Genomic DNA, 20,109 nt, shown 5'->3' with positions numbered 1-20,109 from the left:
CTTACTAACTGATCCTGCTCCAATTGGTCGCCTCCTTACCCATATGCTCAATATGCGCGCGAATGGGTTGGTTTACAGGTTGGAGCAGGTCAGGATCTGCATTCAGGATTTCCTCTGCGGATATTCTCGCTGCTTTCAAAATTTCCCCGTCCTGGGCCAGGTTGGCAACCAAAAGATCCAGAAGCCCGCTCTGCTGCGTCCCGGACAAGTCCCCCGGTCCGCGTAATTGAAGATCCACTTCCGCAATTTCAAAGCCATCATTTGTCCTGCACATTGTTTCAATGCGCAGCTTGGTTTCCTTGCTGATTTTATAATCGGTGATCAGAATGCAATAGGACTGTTCGGCGCCCCTTCCTACCCTGCCGCGCAACTGGTGCAATTGAGATAAACCAAATCTTTCCGCATTCTCGATGACCATTACGGATGCATTGGGCACATTAACGCCAACCTCAATCACCGTCGTCGCGACCATGATCTTTGTTTCCCCACGCACAAACCGCGCCATTTCATAATCCTTATCTGCGGACTTCATCTTCCCGTGCAGAATGCTGAGCGGCACGTCGGGAAATGCTCTCGAAACGCTTTCATAACCATCCATAAGATCTTTCAAATCCATTTTTTCGGATTCTTCAATTAATGGGTAAACCATATAGATCTGCCTTCCTTTTGCAATTTCATCTTTCAGAAAACCAAAAACAGATAACCGGTGCGCATCATAGCGGTGAACGGTCTTGATCGGTTTCCTGCCCGCCGGGAGCTCATTAATGGCTGAAATATCAAGATCACCGTATAGTGTCATTGCCAATGTCCGGGGAATGGGCGTTGCGGTCATAACAAGCATATGCGGGTTAATGCGGCTGTTCTTAGCCCATAACTTCGCACGCTGTGCCACCCCGAAACGGTGCTGCTCGTCGATAATGCACAATCCCAGGTTCTTGAATTGCACAATGTCTTCTATAAGGGCGTGCGTGCCTACGATAATGTGCATCGAGCCGTCCAGCAATTGCCTGTGGATAAGCTCCCTTTCCTTCTTTTTGGTTGAGCCGGTAAGCTTGCAAATGTTGACCCCCAGCGCATCAGCGAATTTCTTTAAACCCTGATAATGTTGATCTGCCAGGATTTCCGTCGGGGCCATTAAGCACGCCTGAGCATCATTATCCAGCGCGAAAAGCATTGAAATGAATGCGACAATGGTCTTACCGGAACCCACATCGCCTTGCAAAAGGCGGTTCATTTGTCTGCCGGTTTTCAGGTCTTCATGAATTTCTGAGAGAACCCGGATCTGTGCATTGGTTAATGTAAAAGGCAAATGATTCTCGTAAAACTGCTTTACCAGGTTGGTATGACCGAAAATCATCCCGGGATATTCCGTTTTGTGCAGCAGCTTGTTTTTGATCAACCGAAATTGATTGTAAAAAAGCTCCTCAAATTTCAATCTCCTCTGAGCCTGATGCAGCCACTGTGCATTTTGCGGCAGGTGAAAGTTCCAAAGTGCATCAGCCTTCGAGACCAATCTGTATTTCTGAACGAGCGTTTCGGGAAGCGTTTCACGGATGTGCGACCTGGAAACTTCCAGCAGCGATTTCATCATCCGGCTTATCGTCCGGCTGTCGACGAATTTCCTTCGAAGCTTTTCGGTAAGCGGATAAATGGGCTGCCAGAAACCGCCATTTTCGTTTTCCGGCGTGATCAGGTCGAGCTCCGGATGGGTGATGCTCCATCTGCCGCCAAATGCAACGGGTTTTCCAAAAACAATATATTCCGTATTCGGGCGAAGATTTTTTTCGTACCAGGCAATGCTTTGAAACCAAACGAGTTCCAGTATTCCCGTGCCGTCCGTAAAGTATGCCACGAGCCGCTTTTTGTTTCCTTCGCCGGTGAGGGTCCACTCGCGGAGCCTGCCCTTAATCTGCGCAGCCGGAAGCTGATCATTCAGGTTTTTGATCTGATGAAAAACGGTTCTGTCCTCATGTCGGAAAGGATAATGTTGGATGAGGTCACCAAACGTAAAAATGCCAAGTTCCTGATTCAGGAGAGCCGCTTTTTGCGGACCTACACCTTTCAAAAACTCGATTTTTGTATCAAAGAAGCGTGTTCTTACTGTTTGGTTTGCATCAGAAGTCATTATTCAAATATAGGGCGAATTCATAAAAAACAAAGATCCGAACTTTCGGATATGTTAATCAAAGTTAATGTGCCCGTTTCCCAACAGTTTTTGCACTACGTGGTTTGGTTCACAACTTTTGAATGGCGTATTTCGTTGGATTATTAATTTTTATCCACCTAAAATCAATTTTAATCATTTATGAAAACCACATTTTTAACGCTTTTCCTGACATTAGTTTCATTGACATGGGCAGCTGCACAAAGTCCGAGAGTGACAACCGACGGCCCTAATGTCAGCATTGCTTACGGCCAGCCTTCGAAAAAAGGAAGGGTCCTTTTTGGAAAAGAGGGAAGTGAAAGTTTGGAAAAATATGGAAAAGTATGGAGAACCGGCGCAAATGCTTCAACTGAAATCACTTTCAAAAAAGACGGCATGTTTGCTGGCAAAGCTGTAAAAGCAGGCACTTACAGCTTGTTCACCATTCCGGGAGAAAAAGAATGGTCTGTTATCCTTAACAGCGTTCTGGGCCAGTCTGGTGCTTACGACTACGAAAAAAATAAAGACAAAGATGTTTTGAAAGTGACTGTACCAAGCAAAACATATCCTACATCAGAAGAAAAACTTACCTTCAAAGTAAGCGCAACCTCGCTTGATTTTCAATGGGATAAGTCAGGGTTTTCTGTTCCTTTGAAGTTTTAATTGGCGAAGCTTTAACTTGCTTGTCAGCCGGAGCTTACCTGTCAGCCTGAGCGGAGACGAAGGCGCGCTACTCCTGGGTAACGCGCCTTCGACTCCGCTCAGGCTGACAAGCTTGTATTAGTTGAAAAGCTTATTAGGCTGACAGCTAATCTTACAAGTTCGCCTTGATCATATTTTCCAGCACTTGGAGATGCTCCGTAAATGCTTTTTGCCCAGCGTCTGTGGCTTTATAGGTTGTCAGGGGCTTTCTGCCTAGGAACTGCTTCTGGAATTCAATATATTTTGTTTCTTCCAATGCCTTCAAATGTGAGGCGAGATTGCCGTCGGTTAGCTGCAAAAGTTCTTTTAATTCATTGAAACTGAGCGAATCATTCACCACAAGCACAGACATCAGCCCAAGCCTAATTTTACTCTCAAAAACTTTATTAAACTTCTCTAACCACTCCATTTGTTACGGGCCTAAGGCCCCATTCTTGGCGACAAATTTTATCTGTTAAGCTCCATAAACAGCATTGCATCCCGGTTTCGAAGCCAAACGGCCTGGTCACGCTGATTGTTTGCACGCGTTGTCAGCAGCGTCGAAACAAATCCGGTGCCTAATGATATCCAAAAAAAAGTTTTCACATTATTTCTATTTCCCGAAACGAGCGAGTTCACCGACCCTATGACGCCCGCCAGGGATAAAACATAAGCAATGTTTCTTGTCCGGCGGGAGCTTTTGTAAAGTTGAAGCCCGCCTTGTGAGATGATAAACTCCTGATTCAGCGCCCTTTGACCTCTGTATAATACATTGTTTTTCACAAAACTATTTCCGCTTTGCAGATAAATGGTCTCCTTATCATACCATTTTTTAGCCATTACCACGGCGCTGTCGGAAACAGACTGGCCGTTGCTGACAAAAGAAAACAACAATAACGCCACGCAGATGAGGCCTTTGGCAACCGTTTTGTTGCTGCTTAACTTTTCCCTTTCGTACCGGTTGTACATGGTAAGGCCATAAATAATGTGCAGTACGCCAAATCCCAGCGCCCAAAAAAGCAGGGAATAGTTGGTCATGAAAAGCGTAAGGCTGCCGAGAGCGATTTCGCAGATGCCCATGTAAAAGAGCTCCGGGTAAGTGAATTTGCTCGCATTAACCAGTGCAATGCCGTAAAAAATCAATGTTGCCGGAAATACGATCCATAACATGCGATGGTAAAGCAGCATGGCCAGGCAAAAGATCCCACCTGTTAAAAGTGGCACAAGCATGCCGATCAACAATCTTTTAGAACTGCCATTCCAGACCGTTAACCCTCTTTTTCTGCCTTTACGTACAGTCAAAATAACGCCGGCAGCTAGCGACAGGATCAGGACACAAATGCCATCGGCAATCAAAAAGCGGGCAACATCTTGCTGGCTGTTATCGCCGTAAGGTGCAGCCGGTGACGCGACGGCAACGAGCCAATCGGTTTTGAATTTCGCATAGGCTACCCCGGCTCCGATCAGCGCAAAAACACCAATAAACACACCGCTCAACCCGCTTAGCGACAAGAACTTTGATGACCGCTCCATCAGGCTGCGGATCTCATTCAGGGTGTGCAGAGAGTCCTCGTTCGTATTCATAGAACAGATTGTAAAAGCGTTAAATCAAAAAAGGAGCAAAAATTTGGGGACAAAAATAATCAGGCCGACCAGCACCGCGGAGATAGCCAGAAGCAGGACGGCCGCAGCAGCCGTGTCTTTTACAACCTTAATAACAGGATGATAATCCGGCATAACGAGGTCTGCCAGTTTTTCAATAGACGTGTTAAACGCCTCAGCAGCCAGCACCAGCGCGATTTGAATGATAATAATGGTCCATTCGACGGACGAAATATCGAAAAACACACCGGCCACTAAAACCAGTATGCAGGCCATTAAATGGATGCGTGCATTGTTCTCGTAGCGAAATAGATTGTAAATCCCCACACCCGCGAAGCGAAAACTGCGTGCGGCTTTAAGAAAATCTATGGGTCCGTTCATTTTGTTTGATTTCTGCGAAAATATGGAACGCAAAGTACAACAACATCAGCACGAACGAAAACGTCAATGCGTGTTTTGTGCCTTCCCTTTCGCAAAAATAAGCTCGATTATTTCTTATTAACCTCCTCGAAAGCCTTCATCATCGCCCATTCTCTTCCGGCTGTGGGAGCTTTGAAAGTTTCCAGGCAGCCGCGGTCTTGCAGGGTAATGTAGCAGGTTTTGCCATTTTTACCGCCGAAGCAAATGTTGGAAACCTTTTTGCCAATGGTGGTAATGGTCTGGATTACTTTGCCTTCGGGAGATAGCACGGCAACTTCGCCTTTTCCATGCCTTGCAATGTAAAGATTGCCCTCGACATCGCAGCGCATGCCATCCATTCCGCCGTCTTCAAATTTGTGAAGGAGCTTTTTGTTGGATAAAGAACCATCTGGTGCCAGGTCGAAAACCCACACATTCCTTTGCACGCTTTCGTTCACATACAACTTCTTTTCATCCGGGCTGACGTCTATTCCGTTGGTAGTCCCCATATTTTCGGCTACCAACCGCGTTTTGCCTTCGGGTGAAACGTGCCAGATCTGGCCCGTTCCCTCTTTCCAGTTCGGGTCAGAGCAGAAAATGTGACCTTTTGCGGTGATAGCAAGGTCATTGGGCTGGTTCATTTTCGGTTCATTGGCAAAGACCGAAATGTCCTTTGTGAGCAGGTTTACTTTCAGCACATTATGCCCTGTAAAATCTGCTACGAAAAAAGTGTTCTTATCCGCAAACCGGATGCCGTTACCCGTGCTGCCCTTGGGAAGTGTTACGAAAAAGCTCGCATTGCCTTTCCGGTTCATGATTGCTACTGTTCCGTCACGGGCGAAATTCACTGCATATACGTTTCCTTCACTGTCAACCGCGGGGCCTTCACAGTTGCTTGTGAATTCACCTTCGTTGGAGAATTTTTTGCTTTTCGTTTGTGCAAAAGAAACCTGAGCAAAAACGGTGCAGGAAATAAGGAGGAGCAAAAATTTATTCATGATCAAGAATTTCAAGGCACTAATTTTTCCATTTGATCGCGCAACCAACCGGCTTGGTAATAGTCGTAACGACGGGTTTTCCGGTCAAAAGATTGCTAACGGCTTCATCTGCATATAACTTGGTAACCCCGGCAGGGTCTTGCGGATTATCGTCGATCATACCAATGTAACGAACCGTGAATTTGGAGCCGTTTTTTTGTAAAATATAAACCTGCGGCGTGCGCCCTGCACCAAACGCTTTGGCAACCTGCTGCGATTCATCCACCAGGTAAGGATAACCATATCCTTTCGAGGCTGCACGCTCTTTCATTTTCTCAAATGTATCATCCTGATGCGTTCCGGGATCGCTCGGGTTAATGGCGATGACAGGAAAGCCCTGTGCGGCAAACTTATTGTTCAATGCAATAATCCGGTCTTCATAAGCTTTGGCAAAAGGGCAATGGTTGCTTGTAAAGATCACAATGACGCCTTTTGCATTAATGAAATCATTCAGCGAAACCATGTTACCGTCCGTATTTTTCAATCGGAAGCTTGCTGCGGCGTCGCCTACCTGATATCCAGCGGATTGTTTCACTTCAATGAGTGCGATTTTTTCCTCAGATGCATTTGCATCGGACGCAAATCCCACACCTAAAAACATTGCAACCCATAACCAAATTTTCATTTTCCTGTTTTTTATACGCATGCTATCATTAAGACACAAAATATGGAATAAAGTAACAGATCGGATTGTTAAGTTTTGTTAATTCAACGATTCAACGCCATGAAGGCTGGTAATCATATAAAGGTAACGGTTTGTCAAACTTTAACTATACGCACCGAAATATTTGCAGGGAAATCAGGTAACATTTGCGTTAATGCATTGTAATTCTGTACGCAAGTGTCTATCTTTGCACCTCATTTTAGAAATCAGTTTTACATAATTTATTAACATGTACGCAATCGTAGAAATCGCAGGTCAGCAATTTAAGGTTGAAAAGGGTCTCGAAATCTTCACGCATAGGCTTGAAGGTGACGTGAACGCTGCTCTTGTGTTTGACAAAGTCCTTCTGGTTGACACCGCAGGCACAGTACAGGTAGGTCTTCCAACAGTTGCAGGCGCTTCTGTTAAGGCAACTGTTCTTGAACACCTTAAAGGTGAAAAAGTGATCGTCTTCAAAAAGAAAAGACGTAAAGGTTACAAAGTTAAGAATGGTCACCGTCAGTATCTGACGAAGATCAGCATTGACGAGATCGTAGCTTAATCAGTTTTAAATAAAGAAATTATAATTAATAGTTAAGATATCATGGCACATAAGAAAGGTGTAGGTAGCTCGAGAAACGGACGTGAATCGGAAAGCAAGCGTCTGGGAGTAAAATTATTCGGTGGCCAGGTTGCCAAAGCAGGAAATATCCTGGTTCGTCAGCGTGGAACCAAGCACAATCCTGGTAACAATGTAGGCATCGGCCGTGACCATACTTTATTTGCATTGGTTGAAGGCAATGTAGTTTTCCGTAAGACGCGTCAGAACAAGTCATACGTTCACATTGAACCGCTTGCAGTTGCAGCAACTGAGGCTCCTGTTACAGCAGAAGCATAGTCAGCAAAGGTCAAGATTTGACAATGAAAGAACCCGAAGGATATTCAGTCCTTTGGGTTTTTTTATGTTTAAAGGAAGGCATCAAACCAAAACCCCGATTTGCTTGTTTAACCTACACAAAGTCATTTACCCGTTTAAAACATACTTACCAAGACAATGCTAACACGCCCGGTTTTTGTATATACAGAATTAAGTCCGAACCCTAACTCGATGAAGTTTGTGCTCAACTTTGAGCTGGTGCCCGATGGACTTTCGTTTGACTATCCATCATTGGAAGCCGCTCTGGAAGAAGGAAAAGCTTCACCACTAGCGTCTGATCTCTTTCAGTTTCCGCATGTAAAAAGGGTTTTTATCGCCAGCAATTTTGTCACGATCACCAAGGACGATGCCATAGCATGGGAAGAAGTTCTGCGTGATACAAAGCAGTTTATCAAGATATATTTCGAAGAAAACCATCCCGTTTTCGAACAACAGACAATTGATAAAAATACATTGATCGTCGATGAAAGGGATTCTGACACAGTGCAGAAAATCAAAGCAGCATTGGATCAATATGTTCGTCCGGCTGTGGAATCGGACGGCGGCGCTATTAATTTCCATTCGTTTAATGAGGATTCGGGTGTTGTGAAGGTGTTGTTACAAGGATCCTGCAGCGGCTGCCCTTCTTCTACCCTGACATTGAAAGCGGGCATTGAAAACCTGCTTACGCGTATGGTTCCGGATGTGAAGGAAGTGGTTGCCGAAGGCGTTTAAGAACATGAAACCCATATACAGAAACCCTGTCATTCACTGGCAGGGTTTCTTTTTTTGTACTGTTTCACTAGTTTCGGCGTATGAAGCAATCGCTGCAAAAATTTTTGGATCAAATTGAAAGTCTGCAATCCAATGGTACCCGTTATTTTCCTGACGGGATATTTCCCGCGCACAGGGAGAATAAACTGATCGGTTACCACCGGCCGGATACTACCATCTTCTTTTCCGCGATTTCTTGCTTCACATTACAATCCATTGCGAAATATGCCGACCCGGAACTGCAAAAAATCATCGAACGGATCTGTAAGAATGTAATCAAAAATTACCCGGATTTCCAGAACAAGGACGGACTTAAAACTTACAACTTCTGGAAAACCAGGCCGTCACGACACTTTCCGAATGGCCACATTTTTCATCGTTTTGAACATTTCCGTATTCCTGACGATGTGGATGATACAGCATTCATTTACCTCACAACCAGCCCTACAGCTAATGAACTAGCCTGGCTGAAAGAGAAGCTCAAACTGCACGCCAACGGAACGAAGTTAAGCGTTCGCAATACATTTGAAGAATATAAAAGCCTAAAAGCCTACTCCACATGGTTTGGCAAAAACATGTATGTGGAATTCGACGTTTGCGTCCTCAGTAATTTAATGTATTGCATTCTCCAATACGATCTGCCTCTGAATGAGCATGATGAAGATAGCTTGCATTACATCCGCTCGGTTATAGAAACCGATCGATACATTACTATGCCGTTCCGCTGCGCGCATCAGTATCCGCGGACGCCGCTGATTATTTACCACGTCGCGCGACTGATAGCAACTTTCGATCCGCCTGCGTTGCAGCCGGTTAAGAGCAAATTTATTACCGATGCACAGCGCATTTTAAAAACCACCAATCATCCGATGGATAAGGTGATTATCTCTTCTTCGCTCATCCGGCTTGGTGTAAAAACCGAGCACATTGGCATTGAAAATTTCACCAAAACCGATTTTAACGGCTTCTTTTTCTTTATAGCCGGCCTCCTTACCGCTTATGAGCACCCAGTCCTTTACAAGCTCGCTATCAATCCGTTATTTCATATGCATTGGATCTGCGAGGCCCATTGCTGGACACTTCTCGCAGAATATGAGACACTTTGGAACAACACCGCACAAAATATGCGTTAAACTTTCATTCCCATAAACGACGAATAACGCAATGTCCGAAGCCACGATTTCTTTGCAGGTAAAACACATTATCCAGGAAGCAACCGACGCAAAGACATTCGTTTTTGAAAGAACGAACAAGCAGCCATTCACCTACAAAGCCGGTCAGTTCCTTACATTCCTGATTCCCATGCACGGGCACGAAACCAGGCGTTCGTATTCCATGAGTTCTGCGCCTGATGTGGATGAAGACCCGGCCATAACTGTGAAGCGCGTTCCCAATGGTGAAGTATCGCGCTTCTGGATTAATACGGTAAAAGTGGGCGACCAGCTTAATGTATTGCCGGCTTCGGGCAGGTTTGTATTGGAAGAGTCCTTCGGATCGCCGCGCGACATTGTGCTTATAGCAGCTGGAAGTGGCATCACACCACTTTTTTCCATTTTAAAACAAGCCCTGGTGCAGGAAAAGGAAAGCAACATTACATTGCTATATGCCAGCAGGAACGTGCGGCATGCGCTGTTTCATGACCAGATCCGGCAATGGCAGGAGCAATTTCCGGAACGGCTGAATGTCGTCCACATTCACAGTCAGCCGCTGGACGACTGGAATGGGCTGCGCGGGCGAATTAACAACACCAGGCTGGAACAGCTGGTCAACAAATCGTTGCGTTTCCAGCCCAGGAACGCACGTTTCTTCATTTGCGGCCCTTATGAGCTGATGCGTTCGGTGGAAATAACATTGCATTTCATGGGCTTTTCGTCCTTACAGATCAGGAAGGAGAATTTCATAATTCCTGCTGCACCACCGCCCCCGCCTGTCTCCTACCCGCACGTAATTAAGCTTAATTTTCGGAGTGAGACACATGATCTTTTTGTTCCTGCCCACACCACCGTACTGGATGCGGCCCTGGCGGCAAATATTAAGCTGCCTTACAGCTGCAAAGGCGGAAGATGTTCGACATGTGCCGGGATATGCAGGTCCGGAAAGCTGCATATGAGTGTGAACGAAGTGCTCACAGACCGTGATTTGGAGGAAGATGGGTCCTAACCTGCTCAGCTTATGTGGATTCCGCAGATGTTTCAATTGACATTATCTAAACCATTTCAAGCAAAAAGCGTACGAATGTGATTTCGTACGCTTTATTATGGATTTAGGATTAGCAGAAAATGGGTAATTCTGGAAAAGGTTAAAGGTTAGGTTCTTTCAAGTGTTAAGGACGAGGAACGTAGAATATTATTTTATTTGAGATCTTCCTGACAAAATTAATTGTAAAAATGGTTAATCCAATTAAAAATCGAAAAAGTGTTCGAGCACACACGCAAAATGTGTTCTCGGGATCGTACCCGAAAGCGCAGACGTAAATGCATTTGCACTGCGTAAAACTAAACTCTATTCAGGACAATCTCAAATTTATTATAAATAAAATTTGAAAAGTATTGTGCCAGATACATTAGTTTGTTCTAAACTATTTATCCTTCAAATAAAAATTTGATATTCGTCCTGGCAACCGAAAGTGATGGATACAGACACCCCAAGAAAGTGAAAAAGAGAATCGTCAGAATAAAAGACATAGCAGAAAAGGCCCAAACGTCAAAAGGAACCGTAGACCGTGTATTGCACAACCGAGGCCGGGTTGCCGATGATGTGCGTGAGCGTATTTTGAGCATTATCAAAGAGCTTAACTATGAGCCAAATTTCATAGCACAATCACTAAAATCCCAGAAGACTTACAATTTGGCCGTCCTTATCCCCGACCCAGATGCGGATTCGTACTGGGAAGCACCGAAAATCGGGCTTGAAAAGGCGGAAAAAGAATTACGTCAATATGGCGTATACATTACCCTGTTCATTTTCAATTCGCATGAGGAACAGTCATTTATCGCAAAGGCTAAGGAAGTTTCCAAAGAGCATCCCGACGGACTTTTGATCGCACCGGTTTTTTACAAAGAAGCATTGCCTTTTTTCGAAGAATGGGCGAATCTTAATATTCCTTATGTGCTTTTCAACACGCAGATTGAGCATGTAAACCCGCTTTGCTACATTGGGCAGGACTCGTACAGAAGTGGCTCGCTGGCGGCAAAAATCCTGAGTTTCGGCTTGCAGTCGCCTGGGACCGTTTTGGTGGCGCACGTGAATGAAGACATTTCGAACTCTGCCCATTTGATTACAAAAGAAGCTGGCTTCCGCGATTATTTTAAGGCCAGTGACGACGCTGCTTACAAGGTGATCAGCAAGGAGATCAATTTCCCGGATGGAGAAACGCTCGATGACCAGCTGGATGCGATCCTGACAGATGAACCGGAACTGAAGGCCGTTTATGTCACCAATTCCAAAGCATTCGAAGTGGCCTCCTACCTGGAAAGAAAGGCTTTAAAACACATTAAACTGGTGGGTTATGACTTGTTAAAGCCGAACCTCAACTTCCTGGAAAAAGAGATCATTAACTTTCTGATCAACCAAAATCCGCTTGGACAAGGTTACTGGGGAATTCATCAGCTGGCCAACTTCCTTGTGTTTAAAAAGGACATTCAGCCTATCAAATTCCTGCCGCTGGACATTATCACCAAGGAAAACCTGGATTATTACCTGGATCCGCAATAAGGTTTCTCGGATCAACAGGGTTTTGCATAGTAATGCTACTTACAAATCGCCGAACTGGCTGTACATCTCTTTCAGCTTGGGTTCGGTTTCTTTGGCCCGGATATCCTTGCGCAAAGCCGCTACACCCTGAATGTCTGTCAGCAAGCCCAAAGCCTGGAATGCGCCAAATCTGACGAAATAAGAAGGGTTTTCGCGCGCCAGCCCTTCCAGAACCGGAATGCTTTTGCGCTGCACATCCTGCTTGGATTTGATCAGATACTTTCCAAAAACCTGCAAAAAATTATACTTCTCAGTAGGCTTCATCGCCTTCATCTTGTCTAAAAACCAGTCGAACCGCTCCGGCTGGGCGAGTCCTGCGTAATAATTGCCAACTGATGTGACAATGGCATCATTGGGACTGTTTTCAAATTGTGCGGCTATTTCATTCGCATCGGTCGGTTGCGCCATCAGATATTTTTCTATCGCCACCGAAACGACCTGGTAAGAGCTGTCACTCAATGCTTCCCTGAAAATCGAATCGCTGTTGTTATCACCGAAAGAAGCCAGTGTGATCATCGCTTCCGAGCGCACTTGCGGATGTGCGTCCTGCCTTGCAGCGCTCTGGATCACCTTCTCAATATCAGCAAAACCGTCCCCGTCATATTCCGAAAAATTACTGATCGCCATCTGACGGAATTTCCAGAAAGGATCCGTCATCGCTTTTACCAGAATGGCCCTTGCTAAGGTGTCAGTAAGGTTTCCTTCCAATGATGCCAGCGCTTCATATTTATGTAAAAACCGGTCGCTATGCGTGTATTGGAACTCCATCTCACGTCTGTTCTTTTCATGCTCCACAACGCCAAGCAACTGCGCTTCCGCATCGAAAACAACCAGATCAGGCTTTTTAGCAGCTGGGAATTCGAGTGTTTGGTTTACCTTGTCGACTAGCACATTATACTGGCTTTTCTTACCGTTAACCCAAACATCCACTTTCAGCGGAAGCCTGTAAACCGTTGTGGCCAGCGTGTCCTGGGTTTGTTTTAATTTCAAAAGAACCTTTCCCGTTGCCGCCGCGTATTCCTGCTGGATTTTAATGTTTGGGTGCCCCGGCTTATGAAACCATTGATCAAAAAACCAGTTCAGATCTTCTCCCGTAACTTTTTCGAAAGACATTCTCAGATCATCGATCTCAGCGGTCCCGAATGCGTGGCTTTTTAAATAATGCTGAAGGGAAGCAAAAAAAGCATCATCGCCTACATAGTTGCGCAACATATGCAGGATCCGGCCACCTTTGGCGTAGGAATGGCTGTCGAACATATTTTCACGATCCTTATAAAAATAGCGGATCATCGGCACTTGCTTTGTTTCGGATTCAGCCAGATAAGCTTTCATTTCCTGCAAGTTCTGCCAGTCTGCTTCGTATTTTCCATTGTTATACTCACTCCAGAGATATTCGGAGTAATTTGCAAATGACTCATTCAAAGGAAGTTGCCCCCACTCTTCGGCGGTAACATAATCCCCAAACCAGTGATGCGCCAGCTCATGGGCAATAACAGCATCCGAGTTTCCGTCCACAAGCGACCGGGCGTCATTTTGAACGCCTTCTTCATGAACCGTGGCGGTTGTATTTTCCATTGCGCCCGCCACAAAGTCTCTTACGGCAATCTGTGCGTATTTTTCCCAGGGATATTCTATTCCGAAAACGTTGGCAAAAAAGCCCATCATTTCAGGCGTACGGCCAAAGATTGCGTGCGCATCCTGTCCATATTTTGGCTCAACGTAGTAACTCAGCTCCAATCCGTTTGGCATCATATCCTTGGCAACGACAAAGTCACCCACGGCCAGCATAGTAAGGTAAGGCGCATGCGGAAGCGTTTGTTTCCAATGGTCGGTCCGCAAACCGTTTTTGCCTTCATTCTGAGCAACTAACAGACCATTTGATAACGTTTTATAGGTGGTGTCTACGGTAATGTAAATGTCCTGGGTAAATTTTTGGTTAGGTGCGTCAATGGTAGGAAACCAGCAGCTGCTTCCTTCGGTCTCACCTTGCGTCCAGATCTGCTTCGGTTTGCCTTCATCCATACCATCTGCATTGATAAAATAAAGTCCTTTGTCGGATGCGCTGTCTCCCGGCTTGTCACGCGGAACGTCATTCGGACGCGCTATGTAATCTATTTTAACAAAAACGGTGTCTTTCCTGGTGTAGCTCTGGTCCAGCTTGATCAGCAATTTTCGCTTATCATAAGTGTATTCCAGCTTTTTCTTGACTTTTCCCTGAATCTCTTCCGTGGATAATGACCCGTAATCTCCCACCGTGTCCATGAGAGCGATGCCTTTTATATCAAAGCCCTTAGCATCCAGTTCCAGTATGTTTTGCGGATAAAAATGCGGCTTGAACATGAGAACGGCCGACGCCGGAACCTGCTGTTTCTCCCAGTCGAATGCGACATCAAGGCGTGTATAAAGAATATCACTTTTCCTTGGCCGCTCGGGACGGTAAGCGCCCTGTGAGGAAACTGTTCCCGGGTTCCTTCTTCTCAGCGTATCTGCCACCTCGGCAGCCTGTGAAGGAACGGAGAACAATAGCAATGCTGTGCAGATAACAAAGATCAAACGGCCCAAAAAAAGCCCCCTATCGTGGCTGGTAACGTCTCTTTTCAAGATGATTGTGTAGATGTATGTCAAAATGTTTTTGTTAGTATTTTTTGTTCTTTTGCTCAAATAAAATATCAGGTCGGCAGGATTCTCCCTGCTTCTGCTGCTCTCCTGGCAGGAATATACGACACCAGCATTGTTATGATAACGACGATAACGCCCGTATAGAGTATATCTTCCCATATTAATTTAACGGGATAGGCATCCACCAGTGACGTTGCCATTCCCATTGAAACAAATCCATATTTCAATTGCAATACGCATAGCAAAATTCCACCACCAAGCCCAGCCAGCGCACCAGACAGAGCCACAATTGCTCCTTCTGCAAGAAAAATTCTCCGGATCAACCCCGGCGTGGCGCCTAATGCATAGAGCATGGAAACGTCTTTCTTTTTCTCAATAGCCAGCATGCTGAGCGAAAAGAAAATGTTGATCGCAGCTACTAAAATAATGAAAGACAAGGTTATAGCCACAAAAAGTTTTTCCAGACGGATCGCACGAAGCAAGTCGGAGTTAAGCGAATCCCTGTCTCTGACCACAAACCGGTCACCCAATTGATCCGCAATCCTCCTGCTTACCTTTCCTTCCTTGTAACCTGGCATAACCTGCACTTCCAGCGAAGATCTTTCACCTTCATATCCCATCAGCTTTTCGACCAGTGCAATGGGTGCGATCACGTAATCGTCGTAACGTGTCTCTATAAAAAATATGCCGCCGGGCCTCAGCAGAAGGTGGTTAAATGCTTCTGAGGAGGTCAGGTTTAATGTTTTGGAGCCGGTTTTGGGATACATTAATTGTAACGGCGTAATAATGTCTTCCAAAGAAATGGATAAAGCATTCCTGACGCCTTCCGCAATGATGCCATACGGCGTGCCGCCCTGGCCATAAAGTTTTAATGTTCCTTCAATGATCGCCGTATCGAGCTGGCCCTGCCGCTGAAATGTGCTGTCAACGCCTTTGAGCCGCACAATGATCTGCTGGTTACCATACTGGGCAAGCGCGTTGTCTTCCACAACCTGCGTAACCAGCCTGACGCCTTCAACGGATCTGACCTTTTGAATCAATGCATTGTCTGTTTTAAACCTTTTGCCTTCGGCGGGCGTGATCTTAACGTCCGCATCGAAGGTTTTGAAGATTTTCCGGTTCAGGTCCTCCATTCCATTGAAAACAGAAAGCACGACGACCATAGCCATGGTTCCAACTGCTACGCCAGCCATAGCGATGCGGGCTATGACGCTGATGAAGCTGCGTTTGTTCCGGGAAAAAAAATAGCGGACAGCGATCCTGTACGAAAGATGCATTAGGCAGGAGCTTTAATCAATTGGATTCGTCGTCCTCGTCCGGTTGAGCTGGTGGAATAACAATATCCGAAAATAGCAGGTCCATTTTGGCTGCATACTCGGCAGTATCGTCCATATAGAATTGAAGATGAGGTACGATCCGAAGCTGGTGACGCACCCTTTCGCCCAGTTTCTGACGAATGAATTTGGTGTTTTCCTGAATCGTTTCCAGTAATATCGACTTATTTTTATCGGGCAAAAAACTCAGGTATGCTCTTGCAATGCTCAGATCTGGCGTAACACGCACGGCTGTAATGGTAACAAAAGAGCCATTCGTCAAATGATGTGCGTCCTTTTGAAATATCTCCCCAAGATCCTTCTGAATCTGCCTCCCTACTTTTTGTTGTCTTTTAGATTCCATGTTTCAAAAGTACAAATATCCGGACTTATTTTGTTTTTGTAGAATGCGGAGTTGTAATTTCGTGAAAGTTATTCTGATAAGATACATAATCCGCATACTTCTTGTTAAGTTTTTTTCGCGTTAACGCACGGTATCAGAGCATCAGTCTGGTCGTATTTTTCCTGCTGCTCCGGCTTCCATTTTTCATGGGGGGTGCGCCGCTGCTTATCCCGGAACTGAGCTGGATGCTGGTAGGCGAGCAAATGGGCCGTGGATTTATGCTCTACCGGGACGTGTGGGACAATGTAAGCCCTTTTTCGGGCCTTACTTACTGGCTTATCGACACGCTTTTCGGCCGCACGCAATGGGTTTATCAGCTCGCGGCGATCACGGTTTCAGTTGTGCAGATCCTTTATTTCAATTACGTTATACATTCCCGGGAAGTTTTCCCCGAACGCACGTTCCTTCCAGGTGCTTTATACGCATTGTTCCTGAACATTTCCTTTGATATGGGCACGCTCTCGCCCATGCTGATGGCTAATACATTCCTGCTATTCGCCTTCGGTGCCATTGTTAAGATCCTGGTAAGAAGGGAAGTAACGACCCAGGTTTTTGAAATGGGGCTTTATATCGGGATTGCCACATTGTTTTATCTGCCGGCTTCATTGTTCATGATCTGGGCATTTTTGGCGCTGTTGTTTTATACAGGTTCCACCGTGCGTCACCATTTGCTGGGGTTGTTCGGATCTTTATTCCCGTTGCTGATGGTCGTGCTGTTCTTTTATATGAACAATGGCATTGAAAGTCTTAACAGGAACCTGCTGACTTCTGTTTTTCAGGTAAAACAATATAACCTCAATGATTTTTCCTCGCTGATCGCGTCGCTGTTGCTGCCGCTGGGCTTCGGGGTGATGGGTTTTATGCGGATCTTCACCACGTTGCGCTTTGTCAATTATCAAACTCGGATCCAGCAGGTGATGGCGCTCTGGTTTATCATTGCGGTGTTCACTATTCCGCTCATGCAGTTTATGGCGCCTATGCAGTTTGTGATCTTCATCCCGCCTGCTGCGTTTTTTGCAACACATTATTTTCAGAGTTTCAGGAAAAAAAGCTGGGCCGACGAGTTTCAGTTTATCACAATGGGCGCTGTGATCCTGATGATCCAATATCAGGGTTTACGCGGCATTATACCCGGAATATCCATGGGTAAGCTCGAAAATCTGCGTGCAAAACAAGCAGCGCTTCCGGAACAGATCCAGAATAAGCGCGTTCTGGTGCTGGGGCAGCATTCAGGGGAGTATATCAATAATTACACGGCAACGCCTTACCTCAACTGGGAACTCGCCAGCTACGATTTACGCAACCTGGATAATTTTGACAGCGTGATCCACGTCTACGACAACTTCAAAAAGGACCCACCGGACTACGTTATCGACAAAGTGAACATTATGCCGAAACTGCTTTACCGCGTTCCGGCATTAAGAAGCCAATATGAATTAAGTCCCTGGAAAGGGATTTATCAGCGTAAGATCTAGCAGGCGATCTTATCCACCCGGGTCTGGTGACGACCACCTTCAAATTCCGTCGCCAGGAATGCGCCTACGCTTGCCAGTGCCGTTTCCAATTCGATAAATCGAACGGGTATGCAAATAATATTTGCATCGTTATGCTGGCGTGCTAATGCTGCCAATGGCAAATCCCAAACCAATGCTGCACGGATTCCCTGATGCTTGTTGGCCGTAATGCAAACGCCCTGGCCACTGCCGCAAAGCAACACGCCTTTCTCGAACTCGCCGCTTTCAACGCCGCTAGCCACGGGATGGGCAAAATCTGCATAGTCAGCAGAATCGGCGCTGTATGTGCCGAAATCCTTCACTTCAAAACCATTCGTCGTTAACCAGTTGATAACCGGTTCCTTATATGGAAAACCCGCGTGATCCGAACCGATAGCAATTTTTCTCATTAGTTTTTTGTTAATTGTAACATTTAATGATGGTCTTACAAAGTTACGATTATCTACTTCAACAACTAAATTGAATATCCGAATATGAGTGAAGAAGCAAAGCCAACCAATGCGGAATTAATAGACGTTTCCCTGATGAACCCCGCGGTTCCCGAAGATGAAAAGCGGATCAAGGAAGCATTTGAAGACCGGAATTGGAATGAGATAAAAAGTGCAGATTCCTGGGTTGTGTTTAAAGTAATGGCCGAGTTTGTTGAAGGGTTTGACAAGCTGGCGAAAATCGGGCCTTGCGTTTCTATATTCGGGTCGGCGCGGACGCTATCCACCAATCCGCATTACAAAACAGCCGAAGATATTGCAGCCAAGCTCGTAAGACATGGATATGGCGTAATTACGGGCGGTGGGCCCGGGATTATGGAGGCGGGTAACAAAGGTGCGCGTGAGCAAGGCGGAAAGTCGGTTGGATTAAATATAAAACTTCCTTTTGAGCAGCATAGCAACATTTATATCGATCCTGACAAGAACATTAACTTCGATTTTTTCTTTGTACGAAAAGTAATGTTTGTTAAATATTCGCAGGGATTTATTGTTATGCCGGGCGGATTTGGAACCCTGGACGAAATGTTTGAAGCGATGACGCTGATCCAGACCAAGAAGATCGGCCGCTTCCCTATCGTGCTTGTAGGAAGCAGTTACTGGACCGGTTTGCTCGACTGGATCAAAGGAACAATGCTGACCGAGGGCAACATTAATCCCGAAGACATGAAACTGATCAGTGTTGTAGACACGCCGGATGAAGCCGTGAAAGTGATCGACAACTTCTACAATAAATATATGTTGAAGCCAAACTTCTAAGCACACAAGTCGCAACATTACCAGAGCCGTATCCTAGTCAAAACGAAGATACGGCTCTATTTTTTTGATCATGGCGTCATCCACAACCCGCACTTTCCGCAAATCATCCACATTCCTGAACGGCCCGTGCTGATTGCGGTAATTAATAATGATGGCAGTGACTTTCTTGTTTTTGAAATACAAATGCTTACCCAAGGCCTCGGCACTCACGCTATTGAGATTAATCTTTTTCACTGCGCTGCTGACCTTTCCATAACGGTGCAGCTCAGCCAGGGACACAGAGTCCAGCCCGAAAATCTCTTGATATTGATCCGCAGAATGGAATCCCCCCAGCGCATCACGGAATTTGAGGATGCGTAACGAAAGCTTGCTTCCAATCCCGCGCAATTTCACAAGTTCGGTTGTATCTGCGGTGTTCATGTCAAATGCCGTTATGACCGTTTTCGAAGGCTTACTAAATGCTGAATAAGGTGCCTTATCGTTTCCAGTATGCTTTTTTATTCCGGTAATGTTCTTTTCAAGTGTTGGCTGAGCCGTAAAAACAATGTGTTTTTCGAGCTTATGGAACAGTTCTGACGGAAAATCGTAGATATTAAGCAGGTCGTTTTTCTTTCGGAATTTGCCTCCTTTGCTTCGAAAATTTTCAATTCTTTTAGCAAGAAATGCGGGAATGCCAAGCGTTTCCAATTGGTCAACGGAGGCCACATTAGGATCAAAATCAGACAGCTTAACCAGCTTCCCGGGTTTGCGTGCAAATGTTTTTTTAGGATACGGTTTAAAAGATTTACTCTTAGCCTGGCTTGCCTTCTCCAACACAACGGCCAGACTGTCCAGCATTTTCACATTAGCCGGGCGCTCGTTGATGTGCAGACCAGGCAACAGGAACCTCCGGAAAAAGAAGGGTAACCACAGCAAAAGCAGGCAGAGCACCATGAGGACCAGCGCACCCCTGGCTTCTTTTCTTGAAATACCAAAATACGATTGCAGCAGTGACGCGATTTTACGAAACATGTGTCGGGACATTAATTTCCCTTTAGACGCAGCTTTCGTTTTTGGTCACAAAAAAAC

General features: G+C 45.6%; 20 protein-coding genes. 9 read left to right on the top strand and 11 right to left on the bottom strand.

The annotated features are described in order from the left end of the window. Window positions 1–4 precede the first annotated feature (4 nt). Window positions 5–2,125 carry an ATP-dependent DNA helicase RecG gene (gene recG, locus LZG74_RS05640; RefSeq protein ID WP_233795613.1) on the bottom strand — a complete coding sequence of 707 codons (2,121 nt, stop codon included), beginning with the start codon at window positions 2,123–2,125 and terminating at the stop codon, window positions 5–7. Between the two features lie 180 nt (window positions 2,126–2,305). On the opposite strand from recG, the gene LZG74_RS05635 reads away from it, so the two are divergent. Then, a complete protein-coding gene (locus LZG74_RS05635) occupies window positions 2,306–2,806 on the top strand; it encodes a DUF2911 domain-containing protein (protein ID WP_233795612.1) in 501 nt (166 codons plus the stop codon). Between the two features lie 151 nt (window positions 2,807–2,957). Here the strand turns inward: LZG74_RS05635 and LZG74_RS05630 are convergent, their stop codons facing one another. The 5 genes from LZG74_RS05630 to LZG74_RS05610 all read right to left on the bottom strand — a co-directional run bounded on the left by LZG74_RS05630 (window position 2,958) and on the right by LZG74_RS05610 (window position 6,487). Beyond that, on the bottom strand, window positions 2,958–3,254 hold the full coding sequence (locus LZG74_RS05630; protein ID WP_233795611.1) for a transcriptional regulator: 297 nt from the start codon (window positions 3,252–3,254) through the stop codon (window positions 2,958–2,960). 38 nt (window positions 3,255–3,292) lie between these two features. Further along, window positions 3,293–4,408 (bottom strand): hypothetical protein, encoded by a 1,116-nt coding sequence (locus LZG74_RS26380; protein WP_310589282.1) that lies wholly within the window; start codon window positions 4,406–4,408, stop codon window positions 3,293–3,295. Window positions 4,409–4,432: 24 nt separating this feature from the next. After that, a complete protein-coding gene (locus tag LZG74_RS05620; protein ID WP_233795610.1) occupies window positions 4,433–4,807 on the bottom strand; it encodes a diacylglycerol kinase family protein in 375 nt (124 codons plus the stop codon). 107 nt (window positions 4,808–4,914) lie between these two features. Beyond that, window positions 4,915–5,823, bottom strand: a complete 909-nt coding sequence (locus LZG74_RS05615) for an SMP-30/gluconolactonase/LRE family protein (protein WP_233795609.1) — start codon at window positions 5,821–5,823, stop codon at window positions 4,915–4,917. A gap of 19 nt (window positions 5,824–5,842) precedes the next feature. Further along, entirely contained in the window at window positions 5,843–6,487 is a 645-nt protein-coding gene (locus LZG74_RS05610; RefSeq protein ID WP_233795608.1) for a thioredoxin family protein, read from the bottom strand. A gap of 268 nt (window positions 6,488–6,755) precedes the next feature. On the opposite strand from LZG74_RS05610, the gene rplU reads away from it, so the two are divergent. The 6 genes from rplU to LZG74_RS05580 all read left to right on the top strand — a co-directional run bounded on the left by rplU (window position 6,756) and on the right by LZG74_RS05580 (window position 11,909). Further along, the gene (gene rplU, locus LZG74_RS05605) at window positions 6,756–7,067 is read left to right on the top strand and encodes a 50S ribosomal protein L21 (RefSeq protein WP_026632321.1); all 312 of its coding nucleotides are present in this window, start codon (window positions 6,756–6,758) and stop codon (window positions 7,065–7,067) included. A gap of 42 nt (window positions 7,068–7,109) precedes the next feature. Further along, complete coding sequence (gene rpmA / locus LZG74_RS05600) at window positions 7,110–7,403, top strand: 50S ribosomal protein L27 (protein ID WP_233795607.1); 294 nt, start codon at window positions 7,110–7,112, stop codon at window positions 7,401–7,403. A 156-nt stretch (window positions 7,404–7,559) separates the two neighbouring features. Continuing rightward, a complete protein-coding gene (locus tag LZG74_RS05595; RefSeq protein WP_026632319.1) occupies window positions 7,560–8,156 on the top strand; it encodes a NifU family protein in 597 nt (198 codons plus the stop codon). 80 nt (window positions 8,157–8,236) lie between these two features. Then, window positions 8,237–9,328, top strand: coding sequence for a hypothetical protein (locus LZG74_RS05590; RefSeq protein WP_233795606.1), 1,092 nt, complete (start codon window positions 8,237–8,239; stop codon window positions 9,326–9,328). A gap of 31 nt (window positions 9,329–9,359) precedes the next feature. Then, window positions 9,360–10,355 carry a ferredoxin--NADP reductase gene (locus tag LZG74_RS05585; protein ID WP_233795605.1) on the top strand — a complete coding sequence of 332 codons (996 nt, stop codon included), beginning with the start codon at window positions 9,360–9,362 and terminating at the stop codon, window positions 10,353–10,355. Window positions 10,356–10,847: 492 nt separating this feature from the next. After that, window positions 10,848–11,909, top strand: a complete 1,062-nt coding sequence (locus LZG74_RS05580; RefSeq protein ID WP_233795604.1) for a LacI family DNA-binding transcriptional regulator — start codon at window positions 10,848–10,850, stop codon at window positions 11,907–11,909. Between the two features lie 39 nt (window positions 11,910–11,948). On the opposite strand, the gene LZG74_RS05575 is transcribed toward LZG74_RS05580, so the two are convergent. The 3 genes from LZG74_RS05575 to rbfA are packed head-to-tail and all read right to left on the bottom strand — an operon-like array spanning window position 11,949 to window position 16,244. Beyond that, on the bottom strand, window positions 11,949–14,726 hold the full coding sequence (locus LZG74_RS05575) for a M1 family metallopeptidase (RefSeq protein WP_233795603.1): 2,778 nt from the start codon (window positions 14,724–14,726) through the stop codon (window positions 11,949–11,951). After that, the gene (locus LZG74_RS05570) at window positions 14,618–15,844 is read right to left on the bottom strand and encodes an FtsX-like permease family protein (RefSeq protein ID WP_233795602.1); all 1,227 of its coding nucleotides are present in this window, start codon (window positions 15,842–15,844) and stop codon (window positions 14,618–14,620) included. The genes LZG74_RS05575 and LZG74_RS05570 overlap by 109 nt, the downstream gene beginning before the upstream one ends. A gap of 16 nt (window positions 15,845–15,860) precedes the next feature. Further along, the gene (rbfA, locus tag LZG74_RS05565; RefSeq protein WP_026632313.1) at window positions 15,861–16,244 is read right to left on the bottom strand and encodes a 30S ribosome-binding factor RbfA; all 384 of its coding nucleotides are present in this window, start codon (window positions 16,242–16,244) and stop codon (window positions 15,861–15,863) included. 101 nt (window positions 16,245–16,345) lie between these two features. Between rbfA and LZG74_RS05560 the strand changes: the two genes are divergently transcribed. Beyond that, window positions 16,346–17,758, top strand: a complete 1,413-nt coding sequence (locus LZG74_RS05560; RefSeq protein ID WP_233795601.1) for a hypothetical protein — start codon at window positions 16,346–16,348, stop codon at window positions 17,756–17,758. Here the strand turns inward: LZG74_RS05560 and rpiB are convergent. Continuing rightward, window positions 17,755–18,186 (bottom strand): ribose 5-phosphate isomerase B, encoded by a 432-nt coding sequence (gene rpiB, locus LZG74_RS05555; protein ID WP_082214011.1) that lies wholly within the window; start codon window positions 18,184–18,186, stop codon window positions 17,755–17,757. The two genes, LZG74_RS05560 and rpiB, sit on opposite strands and share 4 nt — an antisense overlap. 84 nt (window positions 18,187–18,270) lie before the next feature. Here rpiB and LZG74_RS05550 point away from each other — a divergent pair, with 84 nt between their 5' ends. Then, entirely contained in the window at window positions 18,271–19,041 is a 771-nt protein-coding gene (locus tag LZG74_RS05550) for a TIGR00730 family Rossman fold protein (protein WP_409014434.1), read from the top strand. A gap of 33 nt (window positions 19,042–19,074) precedes the next feature. On the opposite strand, the gene LZG74_RS05545 is transcribed toward LZG74_RS05550, so the two are convergent. Next, the gene (locus LZG74_RS05545; RefSeq protein WP_233795600.1) at window positions 19,075–20,052 is read right to left on the bottom strand and encodes a ComEA family DNA-binding protein; all 978 of its coding nucleotides are present in this window, start codon (window positions 20,050–20,052) and stop codon (window positions 19,075–19,077) included. Window positions 20,053–20,109 lie beyond the last annotated feature (57 nt).

It is taken from the genome of Dyadobacter sp. CY327, assembly GCF_021390415.1.
Lineage (GTDB): Bacteria > Bacteroidota > Bacteroidia > Cytophagales > Spirosomataceae > Dyadobacter > Dyadobacter chenhuakuii.
The sequence above is the reverse complement of the archived record's forward strand: the minus strand, read 5'-3'. Positions and strand labels throughout refer to the sequence as shown.